We start from the raw sequence: 17,971 nt of genomic DNA on the forward strand, positions 1-17,971 counted from the left end.
CCAACCGGCTCAGGCGAAGACAACGGTCTTGTTGCCGTTCACCAGCACCCGGTCCTCGATGTGGTAACGCAGGCCCCGGGCGAGGACGGCTTTCTCCACGTCCTTGCCCAGCCGGACCATGTCTTTGGTGGTGTTGTGGTGGGTCACCCGCAGCACGTCCTGCTCGATGATCGGGCCGGCGTCCAGGTCCGGGGTGACGTAGTGGCAGGTGGCGCCGATCTGCTTCACACCACGCTCGGCGGCCTGGTGGTAGGGGCGCGCGCCGATAAAAGACGGCAGGAAACTGTGGTGGATGTTGATGATCCGCCCCGGATACTGCTCGCACAGCGCCTCGGGGATGATCTGCATGTACTTGGCGAGCACGATGCAATCGGCCTCGACCGAGGCGATCTGTTCCTGCACCGCCTGGAAGTGCGGCGCCTTGTCGTTTTTGTCCACAGGCACATGGACGAACGGGATGCCATGCCATTCGACGTAGGAACGCAGGGTGTCGTGGTTGGAAATCACGCAGGGAATGTCGAAATCCAGTTCGCCGGCACGCCAGCGGTACAGCAGGTCCGACAGGCAGTGGGCCTCTTTGGAGACCATCACCACCACCCGCTTCTTCCCGGCGGAATCGGTGATCTCCCAGTTCATGGCGAAGCGTTCGGCCACCTCGCTGAATTTGGCCTTCAAGGCCTCCAGACCGAACGGCAGGGAGTCGGCGACCACCTCATAGCGCATGAAGAACAGGCAGGCCTCGGGGTCGGCAAACTGGTGAGCCTCGCCGATCCAGCCATTGTGGTCGGCGATGAACTGGGACACCGCAGCGACGATGCCCACGGTATCGGGACAGGAGATGGTGATGCGGTAGCGTCGTGTGTTTTCGGGATTGAGTGCCATTGCCAAGCCTTTATTTCTCTACCAGGAAAATTAGTTTCCCTTAGGTAAAGCACAAGGCTTGCCAATCTGGCGTCAGGCGGGCGAAAAATTCAGACGTGGGCGGCAACTGCCTGAAAACAGGCCGTTTATGAATATTTTTTTCTTATCAGGAATAATTGCGACCCTGAACAAACGGGCCGAAATCATGCTCGCAAACGCACCAAAGCAAGGCCGGCGCGCACCATTCAGGTTCAAACGCGGGCCGACACACGCTGAAAACATTCGGCTGGGCATCCGCATGGCCGGATTCAAACGCAAAACGGGAAGGAAATTTTCCGATCAGGAATATTGGCGCTAAACTACAGCCGTGACTCAGGAGACCCCAATGCCGTCCGCTACGCCGCCCTCGCGCCATATCGAAGCACTGGAAGAAGGCAAGATCAGCTTCAGCCGGGACACCCACAATCCCCGCCTCAAGCTTGAGCAGTACATCGCCATGCGCGTAAAGCGCAAACGCCAGGAACAAGGCCTGAAGATCACCGATGTGGCGCGCATCGCTGAACTCAGCCAGGGCATGGTCAGCAAGATCGAGAACGCCCAGGTGTCCACCAGCCTGGAGACCCTGAGCCGGCTGTGCGATGCCATCGGCCTGCCCATTTCCCAACTGTTCAGCGATTACGACCGGCCGGACGGCGGCGCCCAGCTCACCAAGGCGGGCGAAGGGATGGAAGTGGTCCGCCGCGGCACGGAGAAAGGCCACACCTACCAGCTGCTGAACTACCACCGCGGCAGCCAGAAGAGCTACGAACCCTTCCTCATCACCATGGACGACGCGGCGGAGGTCTTTCCCACCTTCTCGCATCCGGGACTGGAGTTCATCTACATCCTGGAGGGCGACATCCTCTACCGGCACGGCAACCACCTGTACGAAATGGGACCCGGTGACTCCCTCTCCTTTGACGGCGAGGTGCCCCACGGTCCGGAAGAATTGCGCAAGGTGCCCATCAAGCTGCTGTCGATTATCCACTACGACGACTGACCGTCCCCGCCCCGCACAGGCGGGATCAACCGGCGACATCAGCCTGCGACAAAAAAAGGCGCCCGGCCAGGTATGACAGGCGCCGGGCGCAAACGGGGTCGCTGCCGTCGCGTGGCAGCCGATGGGTCGTCTCGACAATCAGTTGAAGTGAGGCATCACCTCCTTGATGAACCGCTCCAGGGACCGCTTCTTCTCCTCGAACGGGAGCGTGTTGTCGGTCCAGTAGCTGTACTCGGTAATGCCCAGCGCCTCGTATCCCTTGAGCCGCTGCACCAGCTCCGACGGGGTACCGATCATCATGTTGCGGTGCAGGGTTTCCAGGTCGAACTCGGCGTTATCCGCCACATCGGCTTCGGACGCCGGCTCGAAGAAGCCGTCGATGGCCTTCTGGTCGTTCTTGAACCAGGCCATGAAGTAACGGTAGAAGCGGTTGAGCGCTTCCGCTCCCGGGCGCCAGCCATCCGGATCGCTCTCATCGTGCACGTAGGTGTGGCGCAGGAACATCAGCTCCGGGCGTTCCATTTCCGGGTGATCGGCGCAGGCGGTGTTGAACTTCCGCGCCAGATCGGCCACTTCCTCGTCCCCTTTCATCAGGGCCGTGACCATGACGTTGCAGCCGTTGGCCACCGCGAAATCGTGGGAGGCCGGGTCCCGCGCCGCGATCCACATGGGCGGCAGGGGCTGTTGCACCGGCTTGGGCACGCTGGTGGTGGTCGGGAAGTTGAACACCTCGCCCTGGTGGCTGTAGTCGCCCTGCCACAGGCCGCGGATCGCCGGCACCATCTCGCGCAGCGCCGCGCCACCCTCGGAAGCCTTCATGCCATCCGTCATCCGGTCGAACTCGAACTGGTAGGCGCCACGGGCGATGCCGAACTCCAGCCGACCGCCGCTGATGACATCCAGAAGCGCCGCTTCGCCTGCCAGACGGATCGGATCCCAGAAGGGCGCGACGAAGGTGCCCGCCCCCAGCCGGATGCGTTCGGTCTTCGCCGCCAGGTAGGAAAGCTGCGCCACCGGGCTGGGTGATGAGGTGAACTGCATGCCGTGGTGCTCACCGATCCAGGCCGTCCGGAAACCGCCGTCCTCGGCAATCTTCACCAGCTCGCAGAGTTCCTCGAACAACTGCTGGTGACTCTTGTCGCCCGGATAGCGCTCCATATGGAGGAATAACGAAAACTGCATTGTTGTGGTCTCCTTGGGTGTTCGTCGTTACGACGCTTCGGATTGCTTGACCGCGGCCGCCTCGCCGACCGGTTCCGTCGCCAGGGCCTTGAACAGGCAGTAGCACATCACCAGCAGCGCCACAGAGAATGGCAGTGCGGCGGCGATCGCGGCGGTTTGCAGGGCCTGCAGGCCACCGGCCAACAGCAGGACGGCCGAGGTGGAACCCAGGCCCAGACCCCAGATCACGCGATACAGCTGCGGCGGATTCGGGTTGCCCTGGGACAGGATGGTGCAGATCACCAGGGTGCCGGAGTCGGCCGAGGTCACGAACCAGGTGACGATCATCAGCGTGGCCATACCCACCATGAAGCTGGTGAGCCAGGGCACGTTCAGCGCCTCGATGGTCTGGAACAGCACCTTGGTGACGTTGTCGTTGGCCACCGAGGCCAGATCGACCCCACCGAACAGCTGCAGGTGCAACGCAGTACCGCCGAAAATCACGATCCACGCCATGGCACCCAGGGTGGCCGCCAGCATGCCGCCGAACAGCACTTCACGGATGGTGCGCCCACGGGAAATCCGCGCGATGAACATGCCCACGTACGGGCCCCAGGACAGCCACCAGCCCCAGTAGAACAGCGTCCACCAGCCCTGCCACTGGCTTTCGGGATCCGGGTTGGTCCAGAAGCCCATCGGCAGCAGGCTGCCCAGGTAATCGCCGACACTGGTGGTGAAAATGGTCAGCAGGAACACCGTCGGTCCCGCCAGGACGAAGAAAGCGAACAGGATCATGCTCAGGTGGATGTTCCACTCGCTGAGCATCCGGATCCCTTTCTTCAGTCCGGACACGGCCGACACCGTTGCCGCCACCGTCACGCCCAGTACCAGCAGGACCTGGTTGGTGCTGGAAATTTCCATCCCGAACAGGCTGTTGAGCCCGGCATTCATCTGCGACACGCCGAGACCGAGGGTGGTGGCGGTACCGAACAGGGTGGCGAAGATCGCCAACAGATCGATGGCGTGGCCGATGGGGCCGTAGATACGCTCACCCAGCAACGGATAGAAGGCCGAGCGGATGGTCATCGGCAGGCCGCGGCGATAGGCGAAATAGGCCAGGATCGTGCCCACCAGGATGTAGATCGCCCAACCGTGGAAGCCCCAGTGGAAGATGGTGATGCGCAGGGCGGTTTGCGCCGCGTCCAGCGTGTTGGGGGCGATGCCCTCCATGGCGATGAACGGGTTGCCCTGCAGGTGGCTCAGCGGCTCGGCGATACTCCAGAACAGCAGCCCGGTGCCCACCGCCGCGCTGAACAGCATGGCGAACCAGGTGAAGTTGGAGAATTCCGGACGCTCATCGTCCCGCCCCAGGCGCAGCTTGCCGTATGGGCTGACGATCACCGCAATGGCCACGAACAGCACCACGTTCACCGTCAGGATGTAGTACCAGCCCAGCTCCGTCTCGATGTACTGCTTGATACCGGTATAGATCGTGTTGGCCAGTTCCGGCTGCAACACGGTGAAGAGAACGAAAGCCACCACCATCGTCACCGATGAAATGGCCATCGTCTTGTTCACCCCGGCGAAGAGCCCTCGCCTGGGCATGTTGGATTGAACTTCGTGCATTCCAGCTCTCCCGAGTTCCGTTGTCGGCGTTCTTGTTCATTGTCAGAGGCCTGACGGGCTCTGAGGCCCGTTTTCATGCATGGGTCATCGAAGACCTCGGTGAAATATATTGGTATGCCATAATACAGAATGCAAAGGTTTTCTTCGACAAAGAATATTTCAAGTCAATACGTAAAAGCCAATAATCTGATTTTGTTCATTTATTTCCGGTTATGATCGATTACCGGACGCACCGGGGCAGCGCTTGCGGCAGACGACTCATTGCCGGAATTGGTTTTTGGTATTATGGTATACCAAAATCAGGAACCGGATCCGACCGGACCCGTCACAACGAGGAGAGCGCAATGAGCTTCGAGATTCGCAAGATCGTCACCTACCGGGAAACCACCTACATCGAGGCCGGCAAAGCGGGTGACAAGCCCGTGACCATGGTCGGCGTGGCTGCGGTGGTGACCAACCCCTGGGCCGGACGCGGTTTCGTGGAGGATCTGTCGCCGGAAATCCGCGGCGGCTGTTCGGAGCTGGGCGAGCTGATCGTCAAGCACGTGCTGGACGAGATCGGCGGGGAACAGGTCGAAGCCTACGGTAAAGCCGCCGTCGTGGGTGCCGAAGGGGAGATCGAACATGCCTCGGCCATCATCCACACCCTCCGCTTCGGTAATCATTTCCGCGAAGCCGTGGACGCCAAGAGCTACCTGAGCTTCACCAACAAGCGCGGCGCGCCGGGCACCTCAATCCAGGTGCCGATGATGCACAAGCACGATGAGGGCTTCCGTTCCCACTACATCACCCTGGAAATGCGCATCGAGGACGCGCCCCGCGCCGACGAGATCGTGGTGGTGCTGGGCGCCGCGGACGGTGGCCGCCTGCACCCGCGCATCGGCAATCGCTACCAGGACCTGAAGGAACTGGCTGAAGAAGCCGAACAGGCCGCTCAACAGTGAGCGGCGCGGGAGGACAGATGCAGCTCAGCGACGCACACATCAGCCCTTCCGGCACCCGCTACTGGCGCGCCGGCCAGGGCGAACCGGTGGTCCTGATCCACGGCGTCGGCCTGGACGCCACCATGTGGCAGGCGCAAATGACGGCGCTGGCCGCAGATTACGACGTGATCGCCTACGACATGCTGGGCCACGGTGAGAGTCCTCTGCCGGCGGAGAACGCCACACTGGACGACTACGCCGACCAGTTGGCGACGCTGCTCGACGAGCTGGCGGTTCCGGCGGCAACGGTGGCGGGTTTCTCCATGGGCGGACTGGTGGCGCGGGCGTTTGCCCTGCGTCACCCCAGGCACCTGCGGGCGATGGTGGTACTCTCCAGCGTCTTCGATCGCAACGAACGCCAGCGGTCGGGCGTGCGTCAGCGCCTGGCCCAGACCCGTGAGCAGGGGCCGGCGGCCAACGTCGACGGCGCCCTGGAACGCTGGTTCAGCCCGGCTTTCCGCCAGGCCCAGCCGGAGTGCATTGCCGCGGTCCGCGAACGGGTCACCAGCAACCACCCGGACGGTTATTATCGCAGTTACGCCCTGTTCGGCACCGAGGACGATTTCGGAGCCGACAGGCTGGCGTCGATCCGCGTCCCGGTACTGGTGGCCACCGGCGAGCTGGACCCGGGATCGACGCCCGACATGGCCCACAAGCTGGCGCGGCAGTTGCCCGACGCCCGGGTATACATTCTGGAAGGACAGCGGCACATGGCACCGGTGGAAGCGGCGGATCAGGTCAACGACCTGCTGCTGGACTTCCTCGACACCGTGCACCGCCCTTCCCTGCAAAAGGAGCGTCTTGGATGAAAGAGTCTCGGATGAATCTGGATACGCTGACGATGTTCATCGACGGTGAGTGGCGGGGCGCGCGCTCCGGCGCCACTTTCGACAGCTACAACCCGGCCACCGGCGAAGCCTGGTGCCGCGTACCCAACGCCGACGCCGACGACGTCGAGGACGCGGTCCAGGCGGCGCACCGGGCGTTCGAAGGCCCGGAATGGTCGGGCCTGACCGCCACCGCCCGGGGCAAACTGCTGTACCGGCTGGGCCAGCTGATTGCGGAGAATGCCGAAACCCTGGCGCAGCTGGAAAGCCGCGACAACGGCAAGCTGATCCGCGAAACCCGGGGCCAGGTGGGCTACCTGCCCGAGTTCTTCTATTACAACGCCGGCCTGGCCGACAAGGTGGTGGGCGAGACCCTGCCGCTGGACAAACCGGACCTGTTCGGCGCCACCGTGCGGGTGCCGCTGGGCGTCGTGGCGGCGATCATCCCCTGGAACAGTCCGCTGTACCTGACCGCTATCAAGCTGGCCCCGGCCCTGGCGGCGGGCAACACCATCGTGATCAAGCCGTCCGAACACGCCTCCGCCAGCCTGATCGAGCTGATGCGGCTGGTGGAACGGGCCGGGTTCCCCAAGGGCGTGGTCAACCTGGTGACCGGCTTCGGCCCGTCCACCGGCGCGGCCCTGACCGCCCACCCGAAAGTACGCAAGATTGCCTTCACCGGCGGCGCCGGCGCCGCTCGCCACGTGGTGCGTAACAGCGCCGAGAACTTCGCCAAGCTGTCCCTGGAACTGGGTGGCAAGTCCCCCAACATCCTGTTCGAGGACGCCGACCTGGAGAGCGCCATCAACGGCGTGGTGGCCGGCGTCTTCGCCGCCTCCGGGCAGAGCTGCGTGGCCGGCTCCCGTCTGCTGGTGCAGCGCAGCATCCGTGACGACGTGGTGCAACGACTGCGCGAGCGCGCCGCCAGCATCCGCATTGGCGATCCCGCGGATGCCGAAACGGAAATGGGCCCCATCGCCACCGAGGCGCAACTCGGCCAGATCGACCGCATGGTGACCCAGGCCCGAACCGACGGCGCCCAAGTGCTCTGCGGCGGAGAGCGTCTGGGCGAGCGGGATGGCTGGTACTACCCGCCCACTATCCTGGCGTGCGATTCCCACCAGATGCCCATCGTGCAGGAGGAAGTCTTCGGCCCGGTGGTGGCGGTGATCCCCTTTGATGACGAAGCCGAAGCCCTGCGCCTGGCCAACGACACCGAATACGGCCTCGCCGCCGGCATCTGGACCCGCGACGTCGCCCGTGCCCATCGCCTGGCCCGGGACGTGCGCTCCGGCATCCTCTGGGTGAACACCTACCGCGCGGTCTCGGCCATGGCTCCGATCGGCGGCTTCGGTGCCAGCGGCTACGGCCGGGAATGCGGTATCGACGCGGTGCGCGACTACACCGATCTCAAAACCCTGTGGATCAACCTGTCCTCAGATCCCATGCCCGATCCTTTCATCATGCGTTAATACGGGAGAGAGCCATGATCGACACACAAGACTACAAGCAGGTCCTGGGCGCCTTCCCAACCGGCGTCACCGTGGTAACGGCCCTCGATGACGACAACCGTCTGGTGGGCTTCACCGCCAGCGCGTTTTCCGCCGTCTCCATGGAGCCGCCGCTGGTGCTGATCTGCCCCAGCCTCAATTCGGATTCCTACCCGGTGATCAAGCGCAACGGTCGTTTCGCGATCCATATCCTGGGGCACGACCAGCAGGCCATCGCCTACCGCTTCGCCGGCAAAGGCCGTGACAAGGGCGAGGGCATCGACTGGCACCGGTCCGAGCTGGAGAACGCCCTGATCGACGGCGCCGCGGCCTATCTCGAGTGCCGCGTCTGGGAGGACTACCCCGGCGGCGACCACGCCATCCTGGTGGGCGAGGTGGAAAAGCTCTGGTGCGGCGGCAACGAGATTGATCCGCTGCTCTATTGCCGCGGCAAGATGGACCAGTTGCCGGAAAACCTGCGCGCCCTGGCGCGCGCCTCCTGAATCCAACGCGACGAGGACATTTCCATGCCGAACGAACGTTTTGACCGCGGTCTGGCCAAGCGCCGCAAGGTGCTGGGCAACGAACACGTCGAGCGCTCCATGCAGAACGCCGACGACTTCACCCAGCCGCTGCAGGAACTGGTCACCGAATACTGCTGGGGCAACGTGTGGCAACGCGACGGCCTCAGCGACCGGGATCGCAGCGTGATAAACTTGGCGATGATTACAGCCCTGAACCGCCCGCACGAGCTGCGCCTGCACGTCCGGGGCGCCATCAACAATGGCATGAGCGTCGACGAAATCCGCGAGGTACTGATGCAGACGGCGATCTACTGCGGCATTCCGGCCGCGATCGACGCCTTCCGCCAGGCCCGCGACGTGCTCAGTGAAATGGGCGAAATCTAGCGAACACGGGTGCGGCCGAAGCACAGGCGGCACCCGCAACAGCCTGCAGCCAGGAGATGAAATGCAACGGACCCCGTTGGACGACAGCCTCAAAGTCACGCGCAACCAGCCGACACTGCGGGAAATGGTGCTCGACAAGCTGCGCCAGGCCATCATGAGTTTTCAACTGCTGCCGGGCGATCGCCTGGTGGAACGTGACCTGTGCGACAAGCTCGGCGTGAGCCGGACCTCGGTGCGGGAAGCTCTGCGCCACCTGGAAGCCGAAGGCCTGGTGGAAAGCGAAGGCGGGCGCGGCCCGCGGGTGGCGGTCATCACGCTGGAGGACGCGCGCGACATCTATGAATTGCGCACCGTCCTGGAAAGCATGGTGGTCCAGCTCTTCACACAGAAGGCGACGGTCCAGCAGATGGCGGAATTCGACCACGCCTGGGAGATCCTCAAGGTCAGCCTGCGCAGCGGCGACACCGTCAGCATCGTCAACGCCGTCAGCGACTTCTACGGCGTGCTCTACGAAGGGGCCGGCAACCGCATCGCCGGCCAGTTCCTGAGCCAGTTGCAGGCGCGGGTGAACTACCTGCGCGCCACCTCGGTGTCGCAGAAGGAACGCTACGTGGACAGCTTCCAGGAAATGACGAAGATCGTCGAGGCCATCAAGGCACGGGACGCGGAAGCCGCCCATACCGCCTGCGTGGAGCATATCCTGGCCGCCTCCCGGGTGGCCCTGGCCGCCCTGGCCGACAAGCAGGGCGAATCGGTCGAACCCGTCACGCCACCCCTGAGCGCGGCGCAAAGCCTGCAGTGAGGCCGCCATGCCGAACCCTGGCCCCCGTTACTGCGCCCAGTGCGGCCACGGCCCGCTAACCCGGGACGTACCCGCCGGCGACACCCACGAGCGCGACATCTGCCGTGCCTGCGGCGGCATCGTCTACGACAATCCCCGCGTCATCGCCGGCGCCATCATCGAACAGGACGGCCGCCTGCTGCTGTGCCAGCGCGGCATCCCACCTCGGGTGGGCACCTGGACCCTGCCGGCCGGTTTCATGGAACGGGGGGAAAGCGTGGAGGAAGCGGCGCGTCGGGAAGTCTGGGAAGAAACCGGCATGGACGTGGACGTCACCACGCCCTACTCCATCTTCAGCGTCCCGCCCACCAACGAGTTGTACATCATCTACCGCGCCCGGATGCTGGCGTGGGACGACAGCCCCGGCCACGAAACCCAGGCGGTGGACTGGTTCCTGCCGGAACAGGTGCCCTGGGAGCTGATCTTCTACCCGGCGATCCGCCAGATACTGGAGCGCTACATCGCCGAGCACGCTGGCGGCAGCTACGGCATCTACACCGGCAGCATGGAGCACGGCACCATTCATTTCATGCGGTGAACGAGCGTTGATCCGGCGGGGCGGCCGGCCATCGCCGCCCCGCACCCACTCATCCGCTCAGGGCTGGACAATGTCCACCACTTCCAGATCAAAGCCCGCCAGGCCCTTGTAGTTCAGCGGCGCGCCCATCAGGCGCAGCTTGCGGATGCCCAGGTCGGCCAGGATCTGGGAGCCGGTGCCTACCCGCGAGTAGCGGATCGACGAGGCGTCCGGCGGCGGCGTGTCCTGCCGCGTCGCCCGGGACAAGAGGCTCTGGGACGATTCCTGGCTGGCCAGAATCACCACCGCGCCGCGCCCGGCGCTGGCCACGTTCTCCAGTGCCGACCACAGCGACCAGGCACGCGGCCCCTGGTAATCAGCCCCCACCAGGTCGCGCAGTGGATCCACCGAATGCACCCTCACCAGCGTCGGCGTATCACCGCGCACGTCCCCCATGGTCAGGGCCAGGTGCGCATCGCCGGTGATCAAATCCTCGTAGGTGTGCAGCACGAACTCCCCATGCGCGGTGGACAGCGGTTGCTGGCCGGTATGTTCGACGGTCTGCTCTCGTGCCAGACGGTACTGGATCAGATCAGCAATGGTCCCGATACGGATGCCGTGGCGGCGGGCGAACGCTTCCAGCTCCGGCCGGCGCGCCATACTACCGTCCTCGTTCATGACTTCCACGATCACCGCCGCCGGCTCCAGCCCCGCCAGTCGGGTGAGATCGCAGCCCGCTTCGGTGTGGCCGGCCCGGCTCAGCACACCGCCGTCCTTCGCTCGTAGCGGAAAGATATGCCCCGGCTGCACCAGGTCCCGGGGATGGGCGTCCGGCGCCACCGCCGCCTGCACCGTGATCGCCCGATCGGCCGCCGATATGCCGGTGGTCACCCCTTCGCGGGCTTCGATCGACACGGTGAAGGCGGTGGCGAAGCTGGCACCGTTGTTGGTCACCATCGGCGTCAGCTCCAACTGGTCACAGCGCTCGCCCGTCAGGGTCAGGCAAATCAGGCCACGGGCGTGGGTGGCCATGAAATTAATGGCCTCGGGCGTCACCTGTTCGGCGGCCATGACCAGGTCACCTTCGTTTTCCCGGTCTTCGTCGTCCAGCAGGAGCACCATGCGCCCCTGGCGGATATCGTCAATCAGGCTCTCGGTGGAATCGAAATTCGTCATCGTCAGCACTCTTGTTTGTCGGGACTCTTGTTTGTCCGCACTCTGTTTGTCAGCGCGTTTGTTTGTCAGCACGCCTGGTCGTCAGCGTTCCCGGTCGTCACAGCTCTCGGGTCGTCGGCCGTCCCGGAGCCCCGCGATTTGGGTGGTCAGCCTGCTGTCAGTGGCTACCACCGGGCAACGCGCAAGGATTCCCGTTCTTTCACTTCTTGATTTTGGTATACCATAATACAGAATGCCAAAATAAACGAGGAGAGCAAGCATGGCAAAAGGCTACTGGATCGCCCACGTCACGGTGACCGCCCCCGAGGCGTACGCCGCCTATCAGGCCCTGGCCAAGGAGGCCTTCCAGGCCCACGGTGCCCGCTTTGTCGCCCGTGGCGGCCACAACCAGGCGCTCGAAGGCCGGGCAACGCCCCAGCGCACGGTGGTCATCGAGTTTCCCAGCTACCAGCAGGCACTGGATTGCTACCACTCGGACGCCTACCGCAAGGCGCGAGCCGCGCGCCAGGATGCGGCGGAGGTGGATATCGTGATTGTGGAGGGAGTGAGCTAGAGCAACAGGTCGTCAAACGGCGTTGTCAGCAGAGTATCCAGCAAGGCCTGGCCGGCCACCGACAGTCCCCGCTCGGAAGACTGAAGCACCCCGATCGGCCGCTCGATGACGGGGTCGCGCAGCGCCAGGCAGCGGGCGCCCAGCTCCCGCATCTGGCCGATACACAGGGCCGGCACAACGCTGACACCGAGGCCGCTGGCGACCATCCGGCCCACCGTCGAGAGCTGGTGGCTCTCGAACTCCACGGGCAGCGTCTGTTCCCGGGAAGCCAGGGCGTCTTCCAGCATGTAGCGCACTGCAGACGGCCGTTGCAGGGCAATGAAGGGGTATTCCAGCAGCTGGCTCCAGACGATGTCACGCGCCGCCGCCAGTGGCGAATCCGCCGGCACCACGGCCACGAAGCGGTCGACGTACAGCGGCGTGAAGGACAAACGTGCGGCGGCCGGTGGCTCGAAGGCCAGGCCCAGTTCCACCTGGCCAATCTGCAACAGGTCGATCACATCTTCATTGATGACGTCCTGGATGGTGACGCCAATCTTGGGGTAGCGCGCCCGGAAATCCTTGAGGATATCGGGCAGCCGGTTACCGGCGAACGAGGGCATGGCGGCCACGGTTACCCGTCCCAGTTCCAGTTCGAAACGCTGGCGTATTTCGTCCCGGGCATTGTCCCAGTCCGCCATCAGCCGACGTGCCAGGGGCAGCAGCGCCTCGCCCTCCGGCGTCAGCCGCACGTTGCGTGTGGTGCGGCTGAACAGGGCACCGCCGAGGCTCTCCTCCAGCGCCTTGATCGACAGGCTCAGGGCCGACTGCGACAGGTGCAGCCGCTCGCAGGCCTGGGCAAAACTCAGTGTCTGGGCCACCGCCAGGAAGGCCCGCAACTGTTTAACGGTCATGACTCATTCCCGGGCTGATTCAATCGGTTAGCGATTGCGCCTCATTATTGTTTTATTAAACCAATTAATCTATCGAAAATACAAACTTAACAAATAAGAAGCCGGCCGCGAGACTCGGGTCAATACAGCAACAACAACACAGAGGAGACGGCACTATGGCCGGATTCGATAAGCGCGTGAGCTCCTACGAAGAGGCCATGGCGGGCCTGGAAGACGGCATGACCCTGCTGGCCGGCGGCTTCGGGCTGTGCGGCATCCCGGAAAACCTGATCGCCGAGATCCAGCGCAAGGGCACTCGCAACCTCACCGTGGCTTCTAACAACTGCGGCGTCGACGGCTTCGGCCTGGGCCTGCTGCTGGAGGACCGCCAGATCCGCAAGATGATCGCCTCCTACGTGGGCGAAAACGCCCTGTTCGAGAAACAGCTGCTCGACGGCGACCTGGAAGTGGAACTTACCCCGCAGGGCAACCTGGCCGAACGCATGCGCGCGGCCGGCGCCGGTATTCCCGCCTTCTTCACCGCCACCGGCTACGGCACCCGCATCGCCGAGGGCAAGGAGACCCGCCGGTTCGGCCACCGCCACTATGTGCTGGAAGAGGCTCTCGGCGGCGATTTCGCCATCGTGAAGGGCTGGAAAGCCGACACCTACGGCAACGTCATCTATCGTCACACCGCCCGTAATTTCAATCCGCTGGTCGCCATGGCGGGCAAGGTCACCGTCGTCGAAGTGGAAGAGATCGTGGCCCCGGGCGAACTGGACCCCGCCGCGATCCATACCCCCGGCATCTACGTCGACCGGCTGATCTGCGGCACCTTCGAGAAACGGATCGAGAAGCGGACCGTGCGCGGCTGAACGCCGGATCATTCCATCGTCCGCCGACCTAATCAGAACAAGAGGAACAGACCATGGCACTGACCCGCGAACAGATGGCGCAACGTGTCGCCGCCGAACTGGAAGACGGCTTCTACGTCAATTTGGGAATTGGCATCCCGACCCTGGTGGCCAATTATGTCCCGACCGGCATTGATGTCATGCTCCAGTCAGAGAACGGACTGCTCGGCATGGGGCCCTTCCCCACCGAAGAGCAGGTCGATCCGGACATGATCAACGCCGGCAAGCAGACGGTGACCGCGCAGGCCGGCGCTTCCATCGTCGACTCGGCCGACTCCTTCGCCATGATCCGCGGCGGGCACGTCGACCTGACGGTGCTGGGCGCCTTTGAAGTGGATGTGCAGGGCAACATCGCCTCCTGGATGGTACCGGGCAAGCTGGTGAAGGGTATGGGCGGCGCCATGGACCTGGTGGCCGGCGCAGAGAACATCATCGTCACCATGACCCATGCCTCCAAGTCCGGCGAACCCAAGCTGTTGCAGGCATGCACCCTGCCCCTGACCGGGGCCGGCTGCATCAAGCGAGTGCTGACGGATCTGGCCTACCTTGAGATCGAGGACGGCCGCTTCATCCTCAAGGAACGCGCACCCGGGGTGAGTGTCGAGGAAATCATCGAGAAAACCGGCGGTGAACTGACGGTCCCGGACCATGTACCGGAGATGACCGTCACCGGATAAACCGGTTGCGGAAGCCAGCGAATCACACCAGCCCCGGACTCCGGGGCTTTCGTGGTTACATTGTCCACATAGCGGCAATGCTGGCGTGTCGCCCCAGCTTTGCGAATCCGACAACGATACAAACACAATAAACGGAGTACCAGACCCATGCTCAATCGCGCATCGAAACCCTTCGTCCGGCTGGTGGAGCGCTACCTGCCCGACCCGTATATTTTTGTCCTGCTGCTCACCCTGGTGGTCTTCATCGCCGCCATGGGCGTGGAAGGCCAGTCGCCGACGGCCGTCGTCGGCATGTGGGGCGATGGCTTCTGGAACCTGCTGACGTTCTCCATGCAGATGCTGCTGGTGCTGATCAGCGGCTACATGCTGGCCAATACCCCGCTGGTGAAAGGCATCCTCGACCGGATCGCCGCGCTGGCCCGTTCGCCGGGTCAGGCGATCATCCTGGTGACCTTCGTCGCGCTGGTCGCCAGCTGGATCAACTGGGGCTTCGGCCTGGTCGTGGGCGCGCTGTTCGCCAAGGCGCTGGCCCGACGGATCCAGGTCCACTATCCGCTGCTTATTGCCAGCGCCTACTCCGGGTTCATCGTCTGGCACGGCGGCCTGGCCGGCTCAATTCCGCTGACCATCGCCACTGAAGGCCATTTCGCCCAGGACATGATCGGCGTCATCGGCACCGGCGACACCATCTTTGCCTTCTTCAACCTGGCCATCGTCGTCGGTCTGTTCATCCTGGTACCCGTAGTTAACCGCCTGATGCTGCCGCCGCAGAGCGAGAGCATTTTCGTCGATCCCGGAAAGCTGGACGATGGCGGCGCCGAGACGCCCACCATCACGCGCCCGGCGGAACACCTGGAGAACAGCCGCATCCTCGCCTGGCTGGTGGGTTTTGCCGGCCTGGCGTTTGCCTTCCAGTACTTCACACAGGGCGGCGGCCTCAACCTGAACATCGTCAACTTCATGTTCCTGTTCCTCGCCATCATCCTGCACCAGACACCGCGTCGCCTGCTGACCAGTCTGAACGAAGCCATCAGCGGCGGTGCCGGCATCGTCATTCAGTTCCCGTTCTACGCAGGTATCATGGCGATCATGACCCAGTCCGGCCTGGCGGGTACCATCTCCAGCGGCTTCGCGTCCATCGCCAGCGCCGAGACCCTGCCGTTCTGGAGCTTTATCAGCGCCGGCGTGGTCAACATTTTCGTGCCCTCCGGTGGCGGTCAATGGGCGGTGCAGGCCCCGGTCATGATTCCCGCAGCCCAACAGCTCGGCGCCGACATCCCGCGCGTGGCCATGGCAGTCGCCTGGGGCGATGCCTGGACCAACCTGCTGCAGCCGTTCTGGGCCCTCCCGGTGCTGGCCATCGCCGGCCTCAAGGCCAAGGACATCATGGGCTACTGCCTGTTACTGCTGTTCATCACCGGCGTGCTGATCAGCCTGGGGCTGACGTTCCTGTAGAACGGCCCGAGCCGTTCGCGCCGGGCCTCGCGCCAGCGGGGCCCGGCAGCGTTTCCGGCACTGTGTCCATTACGGGCCGACAACCGTTCATTCGGCCCGCAGCAGTGCCTGACCGGTTTTGGAAGCCGGTTTACGACCCAACTCGCCGCTGATCCAGTGCCCCACCTCAACCAGTTGTGGCAGGCCGACACCGGTGGTTACGCCCATCCCGTTGAGCATGTACACCACGTCCTCGGTGGCGACGTTGCCCGACGCGCCCCTGGCGTAGGGGCAGCCCCCCAGTCCGGCGACGGCGCTGTCCACCGTGGCAACACCCAGTTGCATCACCGCGTAAAGATTGGCCAGCGCCTGGCCATAGGTATCGTGAAAATGTGCCGCCAGGTGCTCAATGGGCACATGGCCGGCGACGGTTTCCACCATCTGCCGGGCTTTCAGCGGGGTGCCTGTACCGATTGTGTCTCCCAGCGATATTTCATAGCAGCCCATGCGGTAGAGTCGGTCCGCCACCTCCGCCACGGCCATGGGGCTGATCTCGCCCTCGTAAGGGCAGCCCAGCACACAGGAGACGTAGCCCCGCACCCGGACACCCGTCTCGCGGGCCGCCTCCACCACCGGTCGGAAACGTTCCAGGCTCTCGACGATGGAACAGTTGATGTTTCGCTGGGAAAAGCTTTCCGACGCAGCGCCGAATACCGCCACCTCCTCAACTCCGGCGGCACGCGCCGCCTCGAAGCCCTTGAGGTTGGGCACCAGCGTGGGATAGGACACCCCCGGCCGACGCCGGACCGCTGCAAACACCTCAGCGCTGCCCGCCATCTGCGGCACCCATTTCGGAGACACGAAGGCCCCCGCCTCGACCACCGACAACCCGGTGTCGGCCAGCCGCTCGATCAGCGCCACTTTCACATCCGGGCCAATGATCCCGGCTTCGTTCTGAAGGCCGTCGCGCGGGCCGACCTCCACAATCTTGACCGTCTCTGGAATCGCCATGATATCCCTCTCTCGGTACCCGTTCTGCCGCTGTTCAGGACTGGTTGGCGTACAGTGGTGTGCCTTTGGCAAAGCCGCGGACGTGGAAGATCTGCGACCCACGGCCCTGATCCCAATCGTTGGTAAAAATCAGTAACTCGCTGGTTCCGGGGCGGAACGCCATGCTGGTGGATCGCAGGTTGTGGCCATCGTCCCGCCCCGGAAGCAGAATCTGACCAATAGGCATGCCGTTGCGGTTGAACACCAGAATACGGCCCTGGCCATACATCGCGACGTAGACATTGCCGTCCTGGTCGGTTCGGATCGAATCCGGCGCCGGGCCGGTAAACTGGTAGGGTACCGCCGTGCCGAACGGAGCAATCGTGGTGGCGTCGCTCAAGCCGATACGGTGCAGCCGGCCGGCGCTGAATTCCGTGGTCCACAATACCTTGCCCTGCGGTCCCAGCGCGATACCGTTGGCGATGGCCATGTCAGGCAACACCGGCGTGATCGTGGACCGATCCGGAGAAACGTAATAAACGCCACCGATCTTCTCGGTGGACGTACCCCGGAAATCGGTAAAATAGAAACCACCCTGGGCGTCGAATACGAGGTCGTCCGGAAGATATCCCTGCTCCGGGCCGACCACCGTTTCCATGTCCGAGCCATCCGGCCGGATCGAGACCACGCTACCAGTGTCCCTGAAGTTACCTAACCCGGCGATATAGAGTCGGCCGTTCCGGTGGATCGCTACCCCCGCCGGTGCCAAGTCGTTCTCCCCCAGGATCGTGGACAACTCCCGTTCCGGCGTCAGCTTGAATACGCGACCACCGAACACTTCCACAAAATACAGATTGCCGGCGCGGTCAAATGCCGGGCCTTCCAACTGCAATCCTTCATCCGACACCTTGAACCAGGGCTCGGCGGTAATGGTTTGTAGTCCGCGCTCGCTGGGCGGGATTGGCGCCGGTCCCTGATTACTCGACTGATACGACAGGGTCGGATAGGCCGCATGAGCCACGGCCACGGCACCGACAAGCACCGCGATGACGGCAATCTGAATAATTTTTCGCATGCTGCAGTCCTCTTTCTTTTTGTGGTT

At 63.7% G+C, this 17,971-nt stretch carries 20 protein-coding genes; 13 read left to right on the forward strand and 7 right to left on the reverse strand.

All coding sequences use genetic code 11. The annotated features are described in order from the left end of the window. Positions 1–9: 9 nt before the first annotated feature. A complete protein-coding gene (gene purU / locus DKK67_RS18440; RefSeq protein ID WP_111497992.1) occupies positions 10–882 on the reverse strand; it encodes a formyltetrahydrofolate deformylase in 873 nt (290 codons plus the stop codon). A 58-nt stretch (positions 883–940) separates the two neighbouring features. Here purU and DKK67_RS21665 point away from each other — a divergent pair, with 58 nt between their 5' ends. Beyond that, on the forward strand, positions 941–1,219 hold the full coding sequence (locus DKK67_RS21665; protein ID WP_162628877.1) for a hypothetical protein: 279 nt from the start codon (positions 941–943) through the stop codon (positions 1,217–1,219). Positions 1,220–1,357: 138 nt separating this feature from the next. Beyond that, positions 1,358–1,900 (forward strand): helix-turn-helix domain-containing protein, encoded by a 543-nt coding sequence (locus DKK67_RS18445; protein ID WP_165857615.1) that lies wholly within the window; start codon positions 1,358–1,360, stop codon positions 1,898–1,900. A 138-nt stretch (positions 1,901–2,038) separates the two neighbouring features. On the opposite strand, the gene DKK67_RS18450 is transcribed toward DKK67_RS18445, so the two are convergent. Together DKK67_RS18450 and DKK67_RS18455 are read right to left on the reverse strand one after the other, a co-directional pair. Next, entirely contained in the window at positions 2,039–3,082 is a 1,044-nt protein-coding gene (locus DKK67_RS18450) for an LLM class flavin-dependent oxidoreductase (RefSeq protein ID WP_111497994.1), read from the reverse strand. Positions 3,083–3,109: 27 nt separating this feature from the next. Continuing rightward, the gene (locus DKK67_RS18455; protein ID WP_111497995.1) at positions 3,110–4,687 is read right to left on the reverse strand and encodes a BCCT family transporter; all 1,578 of its coding nucleotides are present in this window, start codon (positions 4,685–4,687) and stop codon (positions 3,110–3,112) included. A gap of 344 nt (positions 4,688–5,031) precedes the next feature. Here DKK67_RS18455 and DKK67_RS18460 point away from each other — a divergent pair, with 344 nt between their 5' ends. The 7 genes from DKK67_RS18460 to DKK67_RS18490 all read left to right on the forward strand — a co-directional run bounded on the left by DKK67_RS18460 (position 5,032) and on the right by DKK67_RS18490 (position 10,274). Next, positions 5,032–5,631 (forward strand): amino acid synthesis family protein, encoded by a 600-nt coding sequence (locus tag DKK67_RS18460; RefSeq protein ID WP_111497996.1) that lies wholly within the window; start codon positions 5,032–5,034, stop codon positions 5,629–5,631. Between the two features lie 17 nt (positions 5,632–5,648). Continuing rightward, positions 5,649–6,479 (forward strand): alpha/beta fold hydrolase, encoded by an 831-nt coding sequence (locus tag DKK67_RS18465; protein ID WP_111497997.1) that lies wholly within the window; start codon positions 5,649–5,651, stop codon positions 6,477–6,479. An 11-nt stretch (positions 6,480–6,490) separates the two neighbouring features. Next, positions 6,491–7,969: an aldehyde dehydrogenase gene (locus DKK67_RS18470; protein WP_111498154.1), complete on the forward strand. Its 1,479-nt coding sequence runs from the start codon at positions 6,491–6,493 to the stop codon at positions 7,967–7,969. Positions 7,970–7,983: 14 nt separating this feature from the next. Next, the gene (locus tag DKK67_RS18475; RefSeq protein ID WP_111497998.1) at positions 7,984–8,490 is read left to right on the forward strand and encodes a flavin reductase family protein; all 507 of its coding nucleotides are present in this window, start codon (positions 7,984–7,986) and stop codon (positions 8,488–8,490) included. A gap of 24 nt (positions 8,491–8,514) precedes the next feature. Next, positions 8,515–8,895, forward strand: a complete 381-nt coding sequence (gene pcaC / locus DKK67_RS18480; RefSeq protein WP_111497999.1) for a 4-carboxymuconolactone decarboxylase — start codon at positions 8,515–8,517, stop codon at positions 8,893–8,895. A gap of 61 nt (positions 8,896–8,956) precedes the next feature. Then, positions 8,957–9,697, forward strand: a complete 741-nt coding sequence (locus DKK67_RS18485) for a GntR family transcriptional regulator (protein ID WP_111498000.1) — start codon at positions 8,957–8,959, stop codon at positions 9,695–9,697. 7 nt (positions 9,698–9,704) lie between these two features. Continuing rightward, positions 9,705–10,274 (forward strand): NUDIX hydrolase, encoded by a 570-nt coding sequence (locus DKK67_RS18490; RefSeq protein ID WP_111498001.1) that lies wholly within the window; start codon positions 9,705–9,707, stop codon positions 10,272–10,274. A 57-nt stretch (positions 10,275–10,331) separates the two neighbouring features. Here DKK67_RS18490 and ribBA read toward each other — a convergent pair whose 3' ends face one another. Then, positions 10,332–11,429, reverse strand: a complete 1,098-nt coding sequence (gene ribBA, locus DKK67_RS18495; RefSeq protein ID WP_111498002.1) for a bifunctional 3,4-dihydroxy-2-butanone-4-phosphate synthase/GTP cyclohydrolase II — start codon at positions 11,427–11,429, stop codon at positions 10,332–10,334. A 259-nt stretch (positions 11,430–11,688) separates the two neighbouring features. Here ribBA and DKK67_RS18500 point away from each other — a divergent pair, with 259 nt between their 5' ends. Continuing rightward, positions 11,689–11,982, forward strand: a complete 294-nt coding sequence (locus DKK67_RS18500) for a DUF1330 domain-containing protein (RefSeq protein ID WP_111498003.1) — start codon at positions 11,689–11,691, stop codon at positions 11,980–11,982. On the opposite strand, the gene DKK67_RS18505 is transcribed toward DKK67_RS18500, so the two are convergent. Next, entirely contained in the window at positions 11,979–12,875 is an 897-nt protein-coding gene (locus DKK67_RS18505) for a LysR family transcriptional regulator (protein ID WP_111498004.1), read from the reverse strand. The genes DKK67_RS18500 and DKK67_RS18505 overlap by 4 nt on opposite strands. A 155-nt stretch (positions 12,876–13,030) precedes the next feature. Between DKK67_RS18505 and DKK67_RS18510 the strand changes: the two genes are divergently transcribed. The 3 genes from DKK67_RS18510 to DKK67_RS18520 all read left to right on the forward strand — a co-directional run bounded on the left by DKK67_RS18510 (position 13,031) and on the right by DKK67_RS18520 (position 15,900). Continuing rightward, on the forward strand, positions 13,031–13,729 hold the full coding sequence (locus DKK67_RS18510; protein WP_111498005.1) for a CoA transferase subunit A: 699 nt from the start codon (positions 13,031–13,033) through the stop codon (positions 13,727–13,729). A gap of 53 nt (positions 13,730–13,782) precedes the next feature. After that, the gene (locus DKK67_RS18515) at positions 13,783–14,445 is read left to right on the forward strand and encodes a CoA transferase subunit B (protein ID WP_111498006.1); all 663 of its coding nucleotides are present in this window, start codon (positions 13,783–13,785) and stop codon (positions 14,443–14,445) included. 147 nt (positions 14,446–14,592) lie between these two features. Beyond that, positions 14,593–15,900, forward strand: a complete 1,308-nt coding sequence (locus DKK67_RS18520) for a short-chain fatty acid transporter (protein ID WP_111498007.1) — start codon at positions 14,593–14,595, stop codon at positions 15,898–15,900. An 87-nt stretch (positions 15,901–15,987) separates the two neighbouring features. On the opposite strand, the gene DKK67_RS18525 is transcribed toward DKK67_RS18520, so the two are convergent. Both DKK67_RS18525 and DKK67_RS18530 read right to left on the reverse strand, forming a co-directional pair. Continuing rightward, positions 15,988–16,890, reverse strand: coding sequence for a hydroxymethylglutaryl-CoA lyase (locus tag DKK67_RS18525; protein WP_111498008.1), 903 nt, complete (start codon positions 16,888–16,890; stop codon positions 15,988–15,990). A gap of 34 nt (positions 16,891–16,924) precedes the next feature. Next, positions 16,925–17,944: an SMP-30/gluconolactonase/LRE family protein gene (locus DKK67_RS18530; RefSeq protein WP_111498009.1), complete on the reverse strand. Its 1,020-nt coding sequence runs from the start codon at positions 17,942–17,944 to the stop codon at positions 16,925–16,927. Between the last annotated feature and the right edge of the window lie 27 nt (positions 17,945–17,971).

The organism is Marinobacter bohaiensis (genome assembly GCF_003258515.1).
Lineage (GTDB): Bacteria > Pseudomonadota > Gammaproteobacteria > Pseudomonadales > Oleiphilaceae > Marinobacter_A > Marinobacter_A bohaiensis.